A 19,849-nucleotide genomic window follows, 5' to 3' on the forward strand; every position below is an offset into this window, starting at 1 on the left:
GGTAAACGCTCATCCTTTTGAAAATAAGGGATGAGCGTTTTTTGATTCAGTCTCCTTTTTTGCCTAGCAGCAAAAAATTGGACACCACCACTTCAGAGATGTAGCGCTTGACGCCATCCTTGTCCGTGTAATCCCGATTAGTCAGTTTTCCTTCGATGGCGATTTCAGATCCTTTATCCGTGTACTTTTCCAGGATTTCGGCGTCCTTGTTCCAAAGTACCAGATTGTGCCAAGTGGTCTCTTCGACCTTTTCTCCATTTTTGTTTTTGTAGGCTTCATGGGTTGCCAAACTGACCCGACCGACTTTTTTACCGGAGTCAAAGGTTTTGATTTCGATTTTGTCTCCGAGATTTCCGATGAGTTGAACTCTGTTTCTTAAAGCATTCATAATAGAATTGTTTATGTGAGAAATTGATTGTTGTTTTCTGCTTTCGATAACTTGATGATCCAAAGTTGGGGAAGCGGCTACTTCCAAGTCGGGAGACAGTCGATAGTATCCGATAGTAGTCGTTTGCTGTCGAATAATGGCTGAATGAAGCTATTCTGCACCTTTTTTTCACAATTTATTTTTGAACTTGAAAAGCATTTTTTTCTCCAGCGATGAAATTTGATTAGCGGTTTTATCTTTCGCTTGTATTTCAGGAAATTAGAGATTGAACAATTCACCCACTATGAAAAAGTTAATTCCAAGTTTGATTTTCATCCTACTATCAGTCGCCTGCGCTAGTCCTGATCCTCAAATTGGCCAAACCGAAATCACCAAATGGTTCGACAATAAAACTGGCGCCGTATCCATCACTTTCGATGACGGGATTGTCAATCAGCTGACCATCGCCAAACCGATTCTGGACCGCCTCGATTTGCTGGCTACTTTCTATATCATCACTGGAAAAGTCGAAGGTGCTGGGGAAGGAAAATTTATTGGGAGAGATCCTCAGGAAATCATCGATGAGACAGCCTCTATCCCGACGGATTCCACTAATTTTTTTGAGCGGGCATCTTTGATCGCTTTTACCGGTACTTCCGAAGCTGAAAACTATCATGCCCAAGCGGGGTCGCTTTTTGAGCAGGGGAGAATAGAGGATGCGTACAAACTGATCGATGAAGGATTTGAAAAAATCCGAAACGGCACCATGCAGGATACCGATGAAGTCGTATTTCACAACAATGTGGAAGATACGACTACTTGGGAGCAGTATAAATCTTATTCTGAACAAGGACATGAGATCGCCTCGCATACGGTAACCCATCCAAGGCTAGCCGTGCTAGATGAGGTGAATATGCGGTACGAGCTCGAGCAGAGTAAAGCAGATTTATTAAAGTTTATTGGACCGGAATCAACTTTCACTGCAGAGGGTCCATACGGCACGGAGGATGAGCGGGTCATGGAAATCGCTCATCAAATCTATCCTGCGCTTCGTAACCGAATGCCCGAAGCTTGGCTTGAGGAAATCAACCGAGGAAGCGATATGACTCCGGGAGAAGCTCAAAAAGAATATGTGCAGTGGCAGCGAGGCCCAGTTACCCGCACCGAAATGGATCGAATGAAAAGTTGGGTGGATACCTTGGGGAATCACGATCACACCTGGTTGGTTTTGGTGTTTCATGGGGTTGAGAATTTAGGCTGGGAGCCCAAAACTCGGCAGGAGTTGGTCGAATATTTTTCCTTTATCAAATCTCAGGATGACAAAGTTTGGGTAGCTCCATTCAGAGAAGTGACCAAATATCTCCGGGAGCGAAAAGGAACTGAAATCGAAACCGAAGTCAGTTCAAATCGCATTGAGGTCCGTTTGGTTTCAGAATTGGATTCGGAAGTGTATCAGGTTCCCTTGACCTTGAAAACCTATGTTCCAGATGACTGGACTGAAGTCTCTGTCAGACAGGGAGAAGATCAACTTGAGGCCCAACAAAATCAGGATGAAAAGGGAAAGTTTGTCTTATATCATGTAAAGCCGGGAAGCGGTTCGATAGAGTTGATACCGGGGACATAATGAATTGAAGGGTGTTTGATCTTAGAATTAAAGAAGAGAGTGGTTTTTGTCATACTTGTTATTTAAAAAATTCAGTCAACTGGTTTGATTTAAAATAGCAATTACTTCCCCCTCCTTTTAACGCAAGAAAATGACAGTAGCATCAAAACCTGAATCAGTAGTGGAATACATTTCCCGATTACCAGCTCATTGCCAAGGTAAGATTTTGGAGCTAAGGGAAATTTTAAAGCGAATTGCGCCAGAGTCGGAGGAAAAAATAAAATGGGGTAAACCGGTATTAGAGTCGAGGGTAATTCTTTTTGCCTATTCGGCACATCGGTTTCATCTCAGTTTCTTTCCGACGGGACCCGCATTGAAGCCTTTTTTAACTGAACTGTCAGACTTTAAATTGGGAAAAGACTCTATTTAATTTCCCTATGACCGTGATTTGCCGGTTAAATTAATCTAAAAGATAGCCGCCTTCCGAAAAATGGACGTGGAGAAAAATGGTGCCAAGTGGAAATATTGATTAAAAAATAGTGGCTCAGACTTATATTTTTCAGATTTTTTGAAATTGAATTACTGGATGATCTTGAGGATATTTTTGTAAGAATTTTATTAATCCACTGATTTACATTAAATTATAGGGTGATTATAAAGGCGAAAAGTCCAGAAAAGCGTAGTAATTCAGTTTTTTTGTGACTGTAGGGGCGGTTAATGATTTCTATTCACTTTAATTCAATTAGCGCCATGTCCACTTCTGATTTATCTTTCAGACAGTCCGATCGATTAATTTTCCTTGGGATTTTACTGTTTTTGCTTGGCCTTTTGGTCGGCATAGTTATTCCTTTCCTTTCCAACCCACGAATGGGATTGTCCAGTCATTTGGAAGGAATAATGAACGGAATATTTTTGGTTGTATTGGGATTGATTTGGCCCCGGATCAATTTGTCAAAAAATTGGATCACAATTACCTTTTGGCTGGCGATATACGGGACTTTTGTCAATTGGTTAGGGATACTCATCGCAGCCGTTTTTGATGCAGGGGCCAATTTGACTGTAGCTGCGGAGGGGAAGAGAGGTTCGGATGCGGCAGAAGCATTGGTTAATTTTTGTCTGATCTCGCTGACTCTTGCTATGTTTTGTGTATGCCTGTTGATTTTGATAGGCTTATGGCGGGGCCGTCATCGACCGTTTTAATAGCTGTTTGGTTTTAAAATCATTGGTTTTTGTTATTATTCCCAGTTTTTTGTTGATCCAAATTTCCTAATTTCAGGTATTTGAAATCTTAATCCCAAAACCTATGGATGCAGCTACCCAAACAATGATCGCCAATCTGGAGAAAAATACTGGCAAAAATCTGGAAGAATGGATTGAAATGGTTCAAAAGCAGCATTTCGCCAAACACAAGGAAATCATCGATTGGCTTAAGAACTCCCATGGTCTGACGTATGGTTTTGCCAATTTGATAGCGCATAAATCCAAAGGAAGCGATGCCGAATCAGCAAATGATCAGGACGAACTGATCAAAAAGCAATATCAAGGAAAGGAACACTTAAAGCCTATTTATGACTATTTGCTTGCCAAAATACAGGCATTCGGCAGTGATGTGGAGGTAGCTCCAAAGATTTCTTATGTAAGCCTTCGGCGAAAAAAGCAATTTGCCTTATTAAATCCGGCGACTAAAACACGGTTTGAAATCGGGCTTAATTTGAAAGGAGAAGATGCAACGGAAAGACTCCTTGCCGAAAAACCAAATGCCATGTGTTCGCACAAAATTCAGATTAATGACCTGGCCCAAATCGATGATGAAGTCCTGAATTGGCTTCAGTGGGCCTATCAAAATGCCGGATAAAAATGAGCAAAGGAAACCCAGCAATGATAGAAATACTTCCCAGTTTTGAGCTGATTGGGCTGAAGCTTCCGCATAAGACCCGTAATCAAGATGGGCAATCTAATCGGGACGGTGGGCAGCTTTGGCAGAAATTTGAGCAGGAGCAAATCGCCTCACAAATCCCCCAAAAATTCAATGAGGATATCTATGCGGTTTATTTTGACTATGAGGGAGATCACAGTGATCCATTTTCCTATTTTGTAGGCTGCCGGGTAGCTCCAGGATCAACCTTACCGGATGGCTTGGATCGATTGATTATTCCTGCCCAAACCTATCAAAAACTTAAAGCCGAGGGTCCCATGCCGGACTGCATTGCGGAGCTATGGAAGGAAATTTGGAAATCTGATTTGCCCCGAGCCTATATTGTTGATTTTGAAATCTATGGGGAGAAAAGTAAAAACTGGAATCATGCAGAAATTGATGTTTTTTTATCTATCACTACTTAATTTAAAATGGAGCTCACACCCAAGCAAAAGACAGATTTGATGAGCCAATTGCAGGAACGGTTTAAGAAGAATCAGAAACGACATCCGGAAATTTCTTGGGATGCTGTCGCAAAAAAACTAGCTCAACAGCCTGAAAAATTAAGGGCACTTTATCAGATGGAAGAATCAGGAGGCGAACCGGATGTGTTGGTTTATGATCAGGAGAGCGATACTTTTCATTTTTATGACTGCAGTCCCGAAAGCCCCAAGGGAAGGAGAAGCTGCTGCTATGATCGGGAAGCTCGGATTAACCGAAAAAAATTTCCTCCTGAGCACTCTGCGGAGGAGCTTGCCGAGTCTTGGGGGGTACAACTCCTTACCGAGGAGCAGTACCAATATTTGCAAGGCTTTGGTGAGTTTGATCTCAAGACCTCTTCCTGGCTGAAAACTCCTGATTCCCTCCGCAAACTTGGTGGAGCACTGTTTGGAGACCGACGGTTTGGGCGGGTTTTTACCTATCACAATGGGGCTGATTCCTACTATGGAGCGAGGGGGTTTCGTCTGATTTTAAAACTCTGATTATTTCTAGCTCCACGAATGAGAAAAACGTGATATTCGTCAAACTCTGATTCAGTTGGATCAAATTAGCTCCACTTTTTGCCTTATTTTCAGTTCACATTTCACGGATCCAATCAGCAGCTTGGGTGATATTTTCGACACTGACAAAACGCTCATGCATGACTTCATGCTGAATTTCCTCATGTATCCACGTGATGTGAAAGGGAATATGAATGGCATGGCCTCCGAGTTCCAATACTGGGAGAATATCTGATTTTAGGCTATTCCCCAGCATGACAAAATCTCCGGGGTCTACATCTAAGTGTCGAATCAATTTGGCAAAATCCTCTACCCGCTTCTCGCTCATGATTTCAATATGGTGAAAATGCCGCTCAAGTCCCGATTTTTTGAGCTTTCGCTCCTGATCGACCAAGTCCCCTTTGGTGGCGAGAACCATCCGAAAATCCCCATTCAGCTTTTGGAGTACCTCTTCTACACCCGGCAAAAGATCCACTGGTTTTTCGAGCATTTCCTGGCCGATCCGTATCACTTTTTCTACCAAAGAAATGGGCATCTTCTGGTCTGAAACCCGCAGGACTGTTTCGATCATCGACAGCATAAACCCTTTGATTCCATATCCATAAAGCCTCAAATTGCTGATTTCAGTATGGTAAAGTTCTTTGAGAATAGCATGAGATGGCATGAAATCTTCTAAAAGCGAGCAAAACTTTTCTTCCGCTTCCCGAAAATAGGGTTCATTTACCCAAAGGGTATCATCGGCATCAAAGGCAATTACTTTTATTGGCATTTATTCTAAATTTTTGATCCAATCCAACAAGACCCCGGTCCAGTTTTCAACTGCTCCACGATTTCTTCCAAAAGCAAATCCGTGACCACCTTTGGGATAAATATGGAGCGAAGCCTTTACCCCCGAGGCATGAAGCGCTTGATAATAAAGAATACTGTTTTGGATGGGAACGGCCTGATCATCTTGTGCATGAACGAGGAAAGCGGGAGGTGTAGTTTTATCGACATTTAATTCATTTGAAAATCGATCAATCAAGTCCTGACTTGGATTTTCTCCAATGAGATTTTTCTTTGACCCACCGTGTGTAACCTGCTCACTAAATGAAATCACCGGATAAACTAATACCGAGAAATCCGGTCTGGCACTTAACTGATCGATTGGGTCTTTTTCCCGGTCCAGTTCATGATCAAACTGGGTGCTCAGGGTAGAGGCTAAATGCCCTCCAGCCGAAAAACCCATAATTCCGACCTGTTTCGGGTCAATATTCCAATCCTCCGCATGATGACGAACCAGTCTGATCGCTCGCTGCGCATCGAGTAAGGGCACTTCCTTTGGATCGGTCAAAGATTTGGAAATCGGAAGACGGTATTTGACGACGATTCCCGCTATTCCCTGAGAATTTAACCATTTGGCAAAGTCGGTTCCTTCCCAATCATAGGCCAAAATTCCATAACCCCCGCCAGGAAAAATCACGACGGCTTGTTGGGTTGCCGTCTGCGCAGTGGGAAAGTAAACTTCGATTTGGGGATTCTGCACATTTGATAATCTGAGAATACCTTCCTGAACAGCTTCCTCTTGTAGATTCATTTCTTTTTGAAGCGGAGGGGTGCCGGGCCAGAGATTTAGCGTATGGTTTTGGGCAAGGTTTAAAAGTGGAATACTAAAGAAAATTGCCAGAATAAAATATTTTTTCATAATCGGAAAGGTTCAGGGTAATTGGGCTGGAGAATTATTGTATAAATAAACGATAAATTTAAATATCATTTAAAGAACCGATATTTTGCCATAATAATGGTTTTTAATCAACCCAGAATATTTTCTTCTAGTCAGCCTTAAATTCAAAGATCTGCTCTATCAAAGCCCATCGCCAATTGGGAGGAGTGCCGGGAAGATTGGTTTGAAACTGACCTAGAAATTTTTCCCATTCTTGCACCTTGGGATTGGACTGATCCAGTTTAGCTTTTTGCTCAAAACTGAATTGATCCGTGGCTTGGATAATCATGGTCAATCGGTTTTTCCATCGATAAATACTCATTTTCAGGATTCCTGCCACTCGGATACTTTCCAAAATTTCCGGTGCCACTTCCCGATGGCAATCGACATAGGCTTCGATGGCTTCAGGTTCATCTTTCAAATCGCAGATCAATACAAAAGTTTGCATGGCTTAGTTAGTGATTTGAGATTTTACCCTAATCGAAAACAACCAGACGAAAAAGAAACAGACAAGGGGAAGTACAAAAGAAAACTTCACTTCGGAAACCCCAAGAATAGTGACATCTGTATATCCGATTCCACCCCAGTCTAGGATCATCCCCTGCAAAGTCGGCATAACCGCTCCTCCTACAATGGCCATTACCAAAAATGCAGCGGCAAACTTTGAATCTTCGCCTAATCCCTCAAGGGCAATCCCATAAATCGTCGGAAACATAAGCGACATGGCAAAACTAATCGCCACTAAGCTGTAAAGACCAATCATATCTGGGAGGAAAATGGCTCCAATGGTAAAAATCATAGCCAACACAGCAAAAATGGCCAGCAGTCTTGGTCCGGCGATAAACCGGAGTAGAAAAGTACAGATCCATCTTCCGATCAAAAACACAATCAATGCAGCATATCCATAATTGACGGCAGTGGCATTATCAATTCCGATCGCTTCGGCATATTGATAAATATAAGTCCAAACCATGATTTGCGCACCCACATAAAATAGCTGGGCAAAAGTTCCTTCTACAAAATTACGGTTGGAAAACAGACGCTTCATCGTCGGCCAAAAATCAATTTTGACAGAAATATCCTTGTTTTCCGGCATTTTGACCAATGCTATGACGATTAAAATACCGATCACAACCAATCCCAACATGACATAAGGATTGCGGATGACCATCAAATCATTGGTTCGAATGACGGCTTTGGATACTTCATCCAAAGTGGAATATATCAATGCACCTTCGTCATCTACATTATTGGATTGGAGTGCGTTGAGGATAAATTGTTTGGCAACAAAAAGTCCCGCCAAAGCCCCCATAGGATTAAATGCCTGTGCCAAATTGAGACGCTGAGTAGCCGTCTCCTCAGGTCCCATCGATAGAATATAGGGATTGGCTGTCGTTTCCAGAAAAGCCAGACCGAAGGTCAAAATATAGAGTGAGGCGAGAAAGAACCCATAGCTTTCCCAAGATGCGGCGGGATAAAAAAGCAAAGCTCCAAATGCATATAAGCCTAAGCCCAACAAAACTCCGGTTTTGTAAGAATATTTTTTAATAAAAAACGCAGCAGGCAAAGCCATCGTAAAATAACCTCCATAAAAGGCCATCTGAACCCAAGAGGCCTGCACATTATTGAGTTCCAATACCCGCTTAAATGCGGCGACCATCGGATTGGTGATGTCATTGGCAAAACCCCAAAGTGCAAAAAGAGACGTGATCAAGATAAATGGGATCAACAGCTTTCTGGGGACTAGTGGAGCTTTTGTTTTCATAATGCTCGGTCAAGATGAGTATAGCCACCGTCTACAAAGAGATGCTGCCCGGTGATATGTGAGGCTTTATCTGATAGAAGAAAAACGACCATATTGGCGATCTCTTCGGCGGTGGTCATGCGATTGCCTAAGGGGATACGATCGGTGATTTCTTTGAGTTTGTCCTTGGGATTTGGAAAAGCCTTCAGCCAATTTTCATACAGAGGAGTATAGACTTCCGCCGGAATCACGGCATTGACGCGGATGTGGAAGGGGAGGAGTTCTGCCGCCCATTCCCGGGTCAGTGCCAGCTGAGCGCCTTTTGCAGCTACGTAGCCAGATGTCCCTCCTTGGCCCGTAATGGCGGTCTTTGAAGAAATATTAACGATGCTCCCTTTTGATTTTTTCAAATGCGGAAGGGCAAAATGCGCCAAGTCATAATAGTGCATCAGGTTTTTCTGAACGGATTGGGCAAAGGCTGCAGGATTTCCATTTTCTAAGCCGACACTATCATTTGCACCTGCGTTGTTTACCAGACCGTCAATTCGGCCAAAAGCTGCATTGGCTTGGTTTACCGACTTTTCGGAATCCTCGGGTTTTTCCAAACGAATGGGAATTTGTAATCCTTTTCCTTTAGCCAAAATCATTTGACCCTCTTTTTCCGACGGATCGATTATGACCGGTATGGCACCTTCCTGTAGGAGCGTCTCAGAAATGGCGGCCCCGATTCCCTTGGCACCGCCGGAAATGAGGATGACTTTATTCTTTAACAAGAGGTCCATAGCCAGTATTGAAGTTAGAAATCTGATAAAACTCTTGGGCAGTTTGCCCTGAAATCCGCGCTTTTTCGGAATTGGAAAGGGAATCGGTAAAGGTGTTCACGATTTCAAAAATCTGCTCATATTCGCCAGCCAAGAGACACACTGGCCAATCGCTGCCAAACATCAGCCGATCCGGACCAAAAAGCTCCAAGGCAATTTCCATATAGGGAATCAAATCCTCGTAAGTCCAATTTTTCCAATCTGCCTCAGTAACCATTCCTGAAAGCTTACAGTAAATGTATTCTCGTTCTGAAAAGGGTTTTAAATTCTTTTTCCAATCTCTCCAGATCCCTGATTTGATTTTGGGCTTCGCCAAATGGTCTATCACTATTCGGTTTTCCCCGCATTTTTTAATCAGTTGGAGTGCATCCAAGAGTTGGTTTGGATAAATCAACAAATCATAGGAATACCCCTTTTGATAGATCTTTTTTAAGCCTTGGATAAATTCCGGTCGTAGAAAATATTCCACATCTCTGGATTGAAGGACTTCTCGAAAACCTTTCAATTTTGGCTGCTTGGAATTCTGATCCAATATCAAATCCAAATCAGAAGCTGCAAGATCGGTCCATCCCACTATTCCAGCTATCCAACTGTGTTTATCCGCCAGGTCTAGGAGAAAATCAGTTTCTTCTAAACTCTCCTCGGCCTGAACGGCGATACACCCATGGATTTGATTGGAGTCTAAATGAGGTTTTAAGTCTCCGGGAAGAAAGTCTTTCCGAATTTGTTTCATTCGTTCATCTATCCACCCGTGACGTTTGGGATCATATTTCCAAAAGTGCTGATGGGAATCGATATTCATGACTCAGGATCGTTCATGGCTACCTGTCGGGATGTTCCCAGTCCGTCTATTCCAAGCTCCACTACGTCTCCATGCTCCAAATATCTTGGTTCAGGTTTCAATCCCATTCCTACTCCAGAGGGAGTTCCGGTACTGATGACATCGCCGGGGAATAGAGTCATGTAATGGGAGAGATGGGAGATTATCGTAGGAATATCGAAAATCATATCCGATGTATCGCTGTTTTGGACCAGTTTTCCGTTGAGTTTGAGCCATAGGCGAAGTCCATGTGGATTGGGAATTTCATCCTTGGTGACCAAAAAAGGACCCAATGGTGCGAAATGATCTGCGCTTTTTCCTTTGACCCATTGGCCTCCGTGGCGAAGCTGAAAATCCCGCTCACTGACATCATTATGCAGGACATATCCGGCGATATAATCCATTGCATTTTCGGTTTTGACATATTTTGCCCGCCTTCCGATCACGATGCCAAGCTCTACCTCCCAATCGGTCTGTTTGGAATTTTTTGGGATAAAAATTGGGTCAAAAGGCCCGCATATCGATGAAGTGGCCTTCAGGAAGATGATCGGTACTTCGGGAACTTGCATTCCTGCTTCCTGGGCATGTTTGAGATAATTCAGCCCAATGCAGATGATCTTTGAAGGTCGGCCAATTGGGGAGCCAATTCTGGCATTTACCGGAACCTCGGGGAGTTTGGATTGATTTGCCTCAAACCAAATCTGGAGTCGATCCAATCCCCCATTAGTGAAAAATTGCTCATCCCAATCTTCTCCGAAGGCACTACAATCGAGATTTTTGCCCTCAGAAGTTTGTATTCCGGGTTTTTCTTGGCCATCTGGACCAAATCGTAATAATTTCATAGGTATAGGTTTTTGTTTAGTAGGGCATTTACATTTTTAAACCCATAAATCCCCCATCAATGGTGTAGTTAGCCCCGGTAATAAAACTCCCGGAGTCGCTGGAGATAAAGTAGGCAAGTTGGGCGATTTCCTCAGGACTTCCCATTCTGCCGATGGGCTGAGTTGCAGCCAGCTTTTCAAACATTTCTTTTTCCTTACCGGGGTAGTTTTTTGATAAAAAACCATCCACGAAGGGAGTATGGACTCTTCCCGGGGAAATGCAATTGCAGCGAATATTTTTGTCCACATAATCCCTCGCTATACTCAGCGTCATAGACAGAGCTGCTCCTTTGGACATACTATAGGCAAAGCGATCGGGAATTCCGATAGAGGCCGCTACTGAGCACATATTGAGAATAGAACCACCACCTCCAGTGATCAAACGGTCTAAGGCTGCTTTGGTGCAGTTGAAAATTCCCTTGACATTGACTTGGAAAATCTTCTCAAAATCGTCTTCACTGGTATTTTCTACATTTCCGATATGAGAAATTCCTGCATTATTGATCAAGACATCGAGCTTTCCCGGGATTTTTTCTATCAATTCTTTGACAACGGTGAGATTAGTAATGTCTCCAAATAAAAAGTGTACCTCATATCCGGATTTTTGAAGCTCCTCGGTGATTTGAGAGGCAGCTTCTTTATTGGTATCAATAAAATATACCGTGCTTTTTTCTTCAGCAAATTTGCGAACAATAGCCGCACCGATTCCGCTTGCGCCACCGGTTACGAGAATGGTTTTGTTTTTCATAGGCTTGATTCTAGTCGAAATTAACCAATTCTCAATTTAAAAAATGATGAATGGAATTTACTCTTTTTCGATTTTTTCCTCTATAGTTTCTAGGATTTCCTTGATTATAGAAAAAGTAATGGATTTTTCGAAAAAATGGATCACATTGGGGTGACGGCTGGCCAACCCGTGATTAGTTGAATCCACAGAAGAGGTAATCAAAATAATCTTAGAAGGATCATTGGTTTCTTCGATGACAGACAAAAAGTCCCATCCTGTCATGTCCTTAAGATTAATATCGACTAGCATGAATCGATTATCTCCGTTGGGGTTTTCAGACAGATATTGAAGGGCCCGATCTCCAGACTCAAATCTCTTGATATCAAGGCTCGGATCTGCTTTTAAAAACATCCGATGAAGAATCATAAGCAATACCTCATCATCGTCTACCAATAAAAGTTCGAGTTTATTTTTCGTCTGCATAGACTATATTTTCTGATTTTTTGCTGATATCTCGTATAATCACATCCAGTTCTTCGGCAGATTTTTGGATATATTCCAGAATTTGTTTGTTTTCACCGCTTAAATCCACGTCCATTGATTCCAATAAATTAATTAACCCCATCATTCGTGCCAATGGTGCCCTCACCACGTGGGATTGGATCCAGGCGATTTCTTTGAAGGTGTTATTTTGTTGTTCTATGGTTTGAATATGCCTGATTTTGTCAGTAATATCATTGGCCACGACCATTTTTGCCTTTCGGTCATTGAATAGAATCGGGGCGGATTCGATTTCTACGTCGAGGATTTTTTCGGATTTGGTAAGATGCCGGAAAAGGTTTGAATAGACTACTTTTTTCTTGTTTTCACCGTTATTTATTTCCTCAAGCTTTTGAAGCTGCCCTTTAGCCAAGATATCCTCAACGGTCATTTTTTTAAACTCTTTTTCAGAATAGCCATATTTATTGATCGCTGCTTCATTTACGTCCAAAAATGCCAAGGAGTTTTCATCATAAACCCACATCGGAGAAGGATTGAGATGAAAGAGTTCGCTGTATCGTTTTTCTGAATCCTGAAGGTCTTCGATGTAGCGGTTTCGTTCTATGGCATAGATGACGCTTTTATACAGGAAAGGAGGGGTGAGTTCGTCTTTCAGCAAATAATCGGAGATACCCAAAGAAAGCGATCTGATGCTAAATTCCAGATCCGAAAAGCCGGTTAAGGCAATCACTGGAATTCCCTTTGAGAGGCTGATGACGTCCTTGATCAGATCCTCGCCCGAATGGTCAGGAAGAGAAAGATCTAGAAATATCAGATCAAACTCCCCATTGTCTTTTAGATTTTCTTTGGCCTTATCAAAAGTAACTACGTGCGTGGTATGGGGGTCAAGAATATACTCTGACAGGTACTCCTCGATCAAGACATAGTCACCAAGATTATCTTCAATAATTAGAAAATTATACGTTTTGGAGTCTTTACGCATGTCAGTTAGCTTTTAGGGAGTTTCACTATACTAAACCAAAATTCTTCGATCTTGGAGACGATTTGTAGAAAATCATGTACATCTATAGGTTTGATAATGTAGCAGTTGGCATGCTCGCTATAAGCCTTAAAGATATCCATTTCTGAGGAGGAGGTGGTCAGGATGATGATGGGAATGTGCTTAATTTCTTCTTTGTTTTTTACAATTTCCAGTACCTCATGACCATTCTTTTTGGGAAGGTTGATATCCAATAAAATCAGATCGGGAAGGAGTTCGGGGTTTTCCCTAGCAGTACTCTCCAAATATTTGATTGCTGCGTCGCCATCGCGCTGTACGATGACTTCGTTTTTGAGTTTTGCCTCCTCCAGCGCATCTAAGGTCAGGACGATATCCCCTTCATTATCCTCTATAAGCAATATTTTTACCAAATGTGGTTTCATTTTTTGGGTATAGTGAAGAAGATCTCCGTTCGGATATCAGGTGTGGATTCAATCCAAATTTCTCCTCCGTGTTGATTGACTATTTTTTTGCAGATAGCGAGTCCCATGCCACTCCCTGAATATTTTTCTTTGGAGTGCAGGCGCTTGAGAACTTGAAAAACAGTATCGTGGTACTCTTTTTCGATTCCTATCCCATTATCTTCGACCGAAAATCGCCAAAATTTTTCAAACTCCTCACCTTTTATCTGAATTATTGGCTTAGTGTCTGCTTTGGTAAATTTCAACGCATTTCCGATGAGATTTTGAAAAAGCTGCTGAATAGGGACCTGAATGGCAAAAATCTTAGGCAATTTTTGGACTATGATTTCTGCCTTTTTTTCTTCGATTAGCTGCTGGTTGAGTTTGATTACGTTGTTGACGATCAATTGTGTATTGAGCAGCGTTTTATTTTCGGAATCAAAACCCATTCTCGAGTAATCCAGCAAATCACTGATCAACACACTCAGTCGTTTGGCGCCATCTACGGCGAAATCAATGTATTGCTTTCCCTTGGCATCCAGTTTTTCGGAATAGTTTTTTTGGATCAGAGCCAAGAATGAACTGATCATTCTCAGGGGTTCACGCATATCGTGAGATGCTACAGAAGCAAAAACCTTAAGTTCGGAATTGGTGGCCTGTAGTTTTTCATTCAATCGCTCCAGTTCGTCCTCTCTGATTTTTTTCTCCGAAATATCGATGTGAGTACCAAACATCAGCAACGGTTTGCCGTCATCGGTCCAGTTGAAAACCCTTCCTCGATCCAAAACCCAAACCCAGTGACCGTCGCGATGTTTCATTCTCGCTTCACATTGGTAGTACGGTGTTTTGCCCTCAAAATGTGCATCTAAGGCGACAGTTGATTTTCTCAAATCATCGGGATGAGCAAACTTGACCCAGGTGTCAATGCTGATGGGCTCCAATTCCTCCAAACGATACCCGATAATATTAGCCCATTCTTCGTTGAATACAGTTTCGCCGGTTTGTACATTCCATTCCCAAGTCCCGGCACCAGTTCCCTCGATGACTCGACTGAGCTGACTTTTTTCTTTTGCCAGTTCGAGTTCTGCCAATTTACGGGTGGTGATTTCCTGAATGGCCCCGATCATCCGGATGGGTTTTCCTGATTTATCCCGAATGATATAACCACTGTCGATGATAAAACGGTATTTACCTTCTTTGTCCCGGACTCTAAACTCGTACTGCCAATAGCTGGAGTCACTGTCGAATGTATTCTGTAGATTGGCGTGGACGATTTCCCTTTCTTCGGGATGAATCAATTCTGGCCAAAAATCCGGTCGGGATTTCTGATCTTCTTTGGTGTATCCAAATACTTTTTCAAAGTTATCCGCCCGATAAATTTGGTCTTCGACCAAATCCCAATCCCAAATGACATCAGAGGTGGCCAAGGTGGCATATTGAAACCGCTCGTTTGACTTGATTAGATCTTTGGATTGTTCCTTGATTTTTTTATTGAGTCTAGCCGGTTGGGCGGCAAAATTGTAAGCAAGAAAACCAAACAAAATAGCCGATAAAACTCTAATGATCAACAGGGGAGAAAATTCTAAAATCGGAAATTGGTCTATTTGGGATATGCTGATTTCCCAGTTGGCTGAAGGAATAAATTCTTTTTCTATAATTCCTTTTCCTTCGGTGATTTCGGGGTGGGAGTTGAAAAAAATCTGTCCATTCGAGTCGGTTTCAGAATCCAGTTTTTTAAGTTGGATAAGTGTATTGGGAATGTCTAATTGCTGAAAAGAAGGTTGATTGACAATGTCATCCAAGTAAATAATTGCAGCAGCGAAGCCTACAAACTCGGTGGAATCATAAATTGGCAATCGCCCAATTAATCCTCTTCCACCCTGCTTTAGGTCAATCGGGCCTGCAAAATAAATATCATTACGATCGATAGCTTCTAGTGCTTCAGCACGTGTGTTTTCGTCAAACAATATGTCATATCCCAGAACTGATTCATTTCCTTTTATGGGATAGACAGCGATAATCTTCCCGCTGTCTAGAAGCTGCACCACGTCCACGTAGGGATGACTTTCTAGGATTTCCTTTCCTACTTCCTCGAAATTGCTTTCGATTTGATAATTCTGTGAAAAATACGCCAAGGTTTTGATTGCTCCTGTTGCATCTGAAAAGGCCGTCTTGATCTCTCCGCTGAGTTCCGTGAGCTTGGCATTCATTTGCTGTTGGGTAGTGGAGACTTTGAGTTGGTGCTCTTTGAAAATAATATTTCCTGAAATGAATAGAAAAATCAGAAAAACAATAATCCCTACAGCTTTTGGGTTGGAATAAAAATTAGAAAGAATTGGATTTTTATTTGCCTCACTCATCGACTTCACCTAGTTTTTTTATTGTAAAACAAAAAGTACTTCCCACTCCTAGATTAGACTTTACCCAAATTTTGCCCCCGTGCATTTCAACGATTTTTTTACAAATTGCCAAGCCGATTCCAGACCCGGGATATTGCTCTTTGAGGTGTAAGCGCTGAAATATGATAAAGATTTTTTCCAAATAAACATCTTCAATTCCTATGCCGTTATCTTGGACACGAAAAGACCAAAAATCCCGATCTTCTTCCACGCTAATATGGATTTCGGGAACACTCCCTTTTTTTCGGTACTTGATCGCATTAGATACCAAATTGTGTAAAAGTTGAATCAGGGCACTTTCATGTCCGTGAATCACGGGAAGGTTTTGGCTGGTGATTTTGGTGTGTGTATCCCGAATTGATTTTTTGTTGAGCAAGGTGACTTCTTCCAAGATTTTAGGCATGGATACCCAGGTTTTTGCTTCCGAATTATCTCTTAGTCTGGAGAAATTGAGCAAATCCAAAATGATATCTCGCATCCGTTTGGCGCCATCCACTGCAAATCGGATGTATTGCTTTCCCTTGTCATCTAAAACTCCATCATATTTTCGCTCGATCAATCCCAAAAAGCTGGATATCATTCTTAAAGGTTCCTGAAGATCATGAGAGGCGACGTAGGCAAATTGTTCCAGTTCCCGATTGGAAATTTCTAGGTCATGATTGGTGTTTAAGAGTTTTTCATTTAGTGCTTTGAGGGATTCTTCGTAGCGTTTGCGATGTGAAATATCCTGAATAGCCCCTACCATTCGGAGAGCACTGCCTTGTTCATCTCGAAGTACGGTGCCTTTATCGATGACGTAGATCGTTTCATCTTTGTTGACGATTCGATATTCCGATTCGAAAAAGTTCTGATTTGGATCGTCCAAGATTTCATAGAGGTATTTTTGAACTCGATCCCTGTCTTCCGGATGAATGGCCTTAAGCCATTGGCTGTGATCATTTTGCAGGCCGGCTACCTCCCCACCGAGTAATCGATTGAAACCTACACCCCAATAATGTTCTTTTTTGACGAGATTCCAGTCCCAAATGGCATCATGTGAAGCATTGGAAATGATTGTAAAACGCTCATTGAATTCGGCGATTTCTTTCTCCGATTTTTTCCGCTCGGAAATATCCTGGATAAATACCGAGAGCCCTTTTTTTCGGGGATATACCGATACTTCAAGCCAAGCATTCAGCCAAGGCTCATAAGATTCGAAACTGAGGGGCGTTTGGGATTCAAGTGCTGCGTTGAGGTTTTTCTTAAAAACCGGATTAAGTTCATCCTTGAGAACTTTCCATAGGTTTTCGCCTAGTACCTGATCTCGTTTTAAATGGGTGAGGTTTTCGGCTTGATTGTTCCAGTAGGTGATTTTAAAATTCCGATCGACCGAATAGAAAGCATCCCCGATACTTTCTAGAATATTGATATTGGTTTCCAGCGCATCTGCCAAGCGATCAAGATTCTCTTTTCGCTCCATGGCAAAAGTCAAGTTGGTAACTATGGATTGAATGTATCCTTTTTCATCCTCGCTCCAGATACGCTCTTCACAGCAATCATCAAAGCCTAGATGGCCTATGTAGCGATTATTGGCATAAATCGGAATATGAATGATGGATTTAATTCCTTGTTCTTCCAGTATTAGGCGGGTGGGGCCTTCTGCATTTTTGGTCAAAATCATAAATGGCTTTCGCTGAAGCATGTCTTTGACCAAAAGCGGATGATCCTTGATGGGAATGGCTTTGTAATCGGGATTATCTATTTCCTTACTGACTTTACCGTTGGTCCATTCATTGTCCTGACGGGCAAATAATTCTCCGGCTTCATTACTGAAAATCCGGAAGAAATAAGCACGGTCAGCCTTGATGGTTTCCCCCATCAATTGGAGGGTTTTGTCCATGATGGTTTCCCAGTTTTTGGCTTCCAAAAAGGATTGGGTAGCCTCCGCAGCAGTTTGAATAAATTGCGTTTTTCGAAGCAGTTCTTCTTCCCTTAGTTTATCTTTGGTGATGTCCTGCAAGGCGCCGACAATTCGAATGGGTTCGCCGAGTTCATTACGCTGAATGGTGGTATTTTCTTTGACAAAGGCGTAGGTACCATCTACTTTTTTGAATCGGTATTCTCCTTCCCATTTATTGACATTAGGATCCTTTCGGGCTTCGAGAATAGTCTTCATGGTATGCGGAAGATCCTCTGGATGAACGCATGATTCCCAAAAACCCTCGTTGACATATTCCATATTTTCGGGATAGCCAAAAAGATGATGATAGCCCTTTCCCCAAAAGATTTTTTTTCCTAAAATATTCCAATCAAAAATGGCATCGGTGATGGCTTTCGTGGCCAAATGAAAACGCTCGTTACTATTTTTTAGCGCTTGCTCAGCCCAATATCGATCCGTATCATCGATGACAGTAGAGATCATCAGATCCTGATCTAAAAGCGGAATGTTTTTAGCAGAAACTATTCGTTTTTCGCCTTTTTCAGTAGTAATGCTGATTTCCTTCCATTCCATTCGATCCCGATCTCCGGAGTTGATGTCATCAGTGATCATTTTTACCATCTGAGTGCGATAGGAAGGATCTGGGTAAATGGCCTTGAAAAAAGTGTTCACATCCTCGAAGATCGATTTTGGCCAACCGTAGATCGCACTGAATGCCGGATTGATATAGGTAGCCTCTCCTGTGCTGATTTTATTGACCGCGATTCCAAGAGGAATATTTTCAAGAGCGGATTCGATAAAATCGTTACGTTGAATTAATTGAATTTCGATTTCCCGTTGCTTGGTGATATCCTGCACGGTACCCCGGAGCATTTTTTTGCCTGAGATGGGATCAATGTGAAGTTCACCCCGCTCGTGGACATGTTTTATTTTACCATTTTCTAAAAGGATGCGATGGCTTTTGTCCAAGGTAATTTGTCCGGTGAGGGCTACACTTTGATGCTTGACATATTCCTCTTTGTCTTCCGGATGGATAGTTTGTTCAAATAATTCTAAGTTGGGCTGAATATCTTTTGAGATTTCCCAGATATTGTAGATTTCATCGGACCAAAAAATATCATGACTGTCCAGATTAAGTTCCCAATATCCGATATTTCCGATCGCTTGAGCTCGATGCAGTCGGTCTAAAATTTCTTGGGTTTGATCTTCTTTTTGGATTTTTTCGGTGATATCCCGTGCCACGAGGAATAGGAGTTTATTTTCCTGATCCACGGTGATTGACCAGTTGAGATGAACAAGTTTGCCGCTTTTGTGGACGTATCGATTTTCAAATTCCCCGACCTCTTCTCCATCTCTGGCTTTTTTAGAGGTTTGTAATGTTCTCTCCAAATCTGCGGGAAAGACTAGATTTTTCATCCAAGTACCGATCAGCTTTTCCCGTTCATATCCAAGGATTTTATGGCAAGAATTGGAAATATTTAAAATTTTTCCTTCCCAATCCAACTCAACCAAGAGGTCCTTGGAGGTCGAAAAAATACTGGTTAGCCCTTTGGTTTTTCGGATGGCTTCGAGTTCAAGATTAATCTCCGAAGTGATGTCTTTAAAAATCCCAAAAAGTTTAATGAAATTTCCCTCTTGGTCTTTTTCAACAATCCCTTCTGATATCACATGGCGAATCTCACCTGATGGGCGAATGATCCGTTTCTGGATTTTATAGGCTTGCCCATTTTTTAACGAAGCCTCATAAGCCTCTGATGCCCGATCTCTGTCCTCGGGATGAATGCAGGAAAGGCCGAGCTCAGTAGAAGGGGTGTTTTTTTCAGGGTCGAGCCCTAAAATGTGAAAAAATTCATCAGACCAATGATTTTTTCCCGTGCGCAAATCTACTTCCCAATGTCCGACTTTGGCTATTTTTTCGATAGCTTGGATCAGCTCCTTCAATTCCTGGATTGACTTGTTCTCTTGTGTTTTGGACTCGGTTTTTATTGCCATATTCTAAAAGGTCGGGGT

Annotated in this window: 20 protein-coding genes; 6 read left to right on the forward strand and 14 right to left on the reverse strand. The window is 42.1% G+C overall.

Translation table 11 applies throughout. The annotated features are described in order from the left end of the window. Nucleotides 1-46: 46 nt before the first annotated feature. Nucleotides 47-388 carry a single-stranded DNA-binding protein gene (locus BM043_RS09130; RefSeq protein WP_092790905.1) on the reverse strand — a complete coding sequence of 114 codons (342 nt, stop codon included), beginning with the start codon at nt 386-388 and terminating at the stop codon, nt 47-49. A 283-nt stretch (nt 389-671) separates the two neighbouring features. Here BM043_RS09130 and BM043_RS09135 point away from each other — a divergent pair, with 283 nt between their 5' ends. The 6 genes from BM043_RS09135 to BM043_RS09160 all read left to right on the forward strand — a co-directional run bounded on the left by BM043_RS09135 (nt 672) and on the right by BM043_RS09160 (nt 4,868). Next, the gene (locus BM043_RS09135) at nt 672-1,991 is read left to right on the forward strand and encodes a polysaccharide deacetylase family protein (RefSeq protein ID WP_092790907.1); all 1,320 of its coding nucleotides are present in this window, start codon (nt 672-674) and stop codon (nt 1,989-1,991) included. Nucleotides 1,992-2,121: 130 nt separating this feature from the next. Beyond that, nucleotides 2,122-2,400: an iron chaperone gene (locus tag BM043_RS19865; RefSeq protein ID WP_092790909.1), complete on the forward strand. Its 279-nt coding sequence runs from the start codon at nt 2,122-2,124 to the stop codon at nt 2,398-2,400. 320 nt (nt 2,401-2,720) lie between these two features. Continuing rightward, nucleotides 2,721-3,170, forward strand: a complete 450-nt coding sequence (locus tag BM043_RS09145; protein ID WP_092790911.1) for a styrene oxide isomerase — start codon at nt 2,721-2,723, stop codon at nt 3,168-3,170. 103 nt (nt 3,171-3,273) lie between these two features. Continuing rightward, a complete protein-coding gene (locus tag BM043_RS09150; protein ID WP_092790913.1) occupies nt 3,274-3,825 on the forward strand; it encodes a DUF5655 domain-containing protein in 552 nt (183 codons plus the stop codon). A gap of 2 nt (nt 3,826-3,827) precedes the next feature. Further along, nucleotides 3,828-4,310 carry a GyrI-like domain-containing protein gene (locus tag BM043_RS09155; protein ID WP_245752997.1) on the forward strand — a complete coding sequence of 161 codons (483 nt, stop codon included), beginning with the start codon at nt 3,828-3,830 and terminating at the stop codon, nt 4,308-4,310. A gap of 6 nt (nt 4,311-4,316) precedes the next feature. Continuing rightward, entirely contained in the window at nt 4,317-4,868 is a 552-nt protein-coding gene (locus tag BM043_RS09160; RefSeq protein ID WP_092790915.1) for a DUF4256 domain-containing protein, read from the forward strand. 94 nt (nt 4,869-4,962) lie between these two features. Here BM043_RS09160 and BM043_RS09165 read toward each other — a convergent pair whose 3' ends face one another. The 13 genes from BM043_RS09165 to BM043_RS09225 all read right to left on the reverse strand — a co-directional run bounded on the left by BM043_RS09165 (nt 4,963) and on the right by BM043_RS09225 (nt 19,831). Next, the gene (locus tag BM043_RS09165; RefSeq protein WP_092790917.1) at nt 4,963-5,655 is read right to left on the reverse strand and encodes an HAD family hydrolase; all 693 of its coding nucleotides are present in this window, start codon (nt 5,653-5,655) and stop codon (nt 4,963-4,965) included. Beyond that, complete coding sequence (locus BM043_RS09170; protein ID WP_092790919.1) at nt 5,656-6,570, reverse strand: alpha/beta hydrolase; 915 nt, start codon at nt 6,568-6,570, stop codon at nt 5,656-5,658. It abuts the gene before it with no gap. Between the two features lie 127 nt (nt 6,571-6,697). Continuing rightward, entirely contained in the window at nt 6,698-7,036 is a 339-nt protein-coding gene (locus tag BM043_RS09175; protein WP_092790921.1) for an L-rhamnose mutarotase, read from the reverse strand. Between the two features lie 3 nt (nt 7,037-7,039). Next, a complete protein-coding gene (fucP, locus tag BM043_RS09180) occupies nt 7,040-8,353 on the reverse strand; it encodes an L-fucose:H+ symporter permease (protein ID WP_092790923.1) in 1,314 nt (437 codons plus the stop codon). After that, nucleotides 8,350-9,114, reverse strand: a complete 765-nt coding sequence (locus BM043_RS09185; RefSeq protein ID WP_092790925.1) for an L-fucose dehydrogenase — start codon at nt 9,112-9,114, stop codon at nt 8,350-8,352. Before BM043_RS09185 ends, fucP begins: the two co-directional genes overlap by 4 nt. Continuing rightward, nucleotides 9,092-9,955, reverse strand: a complete 864-nt coding sequence (locus tag BM043_RS09190) for an amidohydrolase family protein (protein WP_092790927.1) — start codon at nt 9,953-9,955, stop codon at nt 9,092-9,094. The genes BM043_RS09185 and BM043_RS09190 overlap by 23 nt, the downstream gene beginning before the upstream one ends. After that, complete coding sequence (locus tag BM043_RS09195; RefSeq protein WP_092790929.1) at nt 9,952-10,815, reverse strand: fumarylacetoacetate hydrolase family protein; 864 nt, start codon at nt 10,813-10,815, stop codon at nt 9,952-9,954. The genes BM043_RS09190 and BM043_RS09195 overlap by 4 nt, the downstream gene beginning before the upstream one ends. Before the next feature lie 28 nt (nt 10,816-10,843). Continuing rightward, entirely contained in the window at nt 10,844-11,602 is a 759-nt protein-coding gene (locus BM043_RS09200) for an SDR family NAD(P)-dependent oxidoreductase (RefSeq protein WP_092790931.1), read from the reverse strand. A gap of 57 nt (nt 11,603-11,659) precedes the next feature. Then, the gene (locus BM043_RS09205; protein WP_092790933.1) at nt 11,660-12,064 is read right to left on the reverse strand and encodes a response regulator; all 405 of its coding nucleotides are present in this window, start codon (nt 12,062-12,064) and stop codon (nt 11,660-11,662) included. Beyond that, the gene (locus BM043_RS09210; RefSeq protein ID WP_092790934.1) at nt 12,048-13,064 is read right to left on the reverse strand and encodes a response regulator; all 1,017 of its coding nucleotides are present in this window, start codon (nt 13,062-13,064) and stop codon (nt 12,048-12,050) included. The genes BM043_RS09205 and BM043_RS09210 overlap by 17 nt, the downstream gene beginning before the upstream one ends. Before the next feature lie 5 nt (nt 13,065-13,069). Beyond that, the gene (locus tag BM043_RS09215; RefSeq protein WP_092790936.1) at nt 13,070-13,504 is read right to left on the reverse strand and encodes a response regulator; all 435 of its coding nucleotides are present in this window, start codon (nt 13,502-13,504) and stop codon (nt 13,070-13,072) included. After that, complete coding sequence (locus tag BM043_RS09220) at nt 13,501-15,882, reverse strand: PAS domain-containing protein (protein ID WP_092790938.1); 2,382 nt, start codon at nt 15,880-15,882, stop codon at nt 13,501-13,503. Before BM043_RS09220 ends, BM043_RS09215 begins: the two co-directional genes overlap by 4 nt. Beyond that, nucleotides 15,875-19,831 carry a PAS domain-containing protein gene (locus BM043_RS09225; protein ID WP_092790940.1) on the reverse strand — a complete coding sequence of 1,319 codons (3,957 nt, stop codon included), beginning with the start codon at nt 19,829-19,831 and terminating at the stop codon, nt 15,875-15,877. The genes BM043_RS09220 and BM043_RS09225 overlap by 8 nt, the downstream gene beginning before the upstream one ends. Nucleotides 19,832-19,849: the final 18 nt, after the last annotated feature.

The sequence above is a fragment of the Algoriphagus hitonicola genome (assembly GCF_900113375.1).
Lineage (GTDB): Bacteria > Bacteroidota > Bacteroidia > Cytophagales > Cyclobacteriaceae > Algoriphagus > Algoriphagus hitonicola.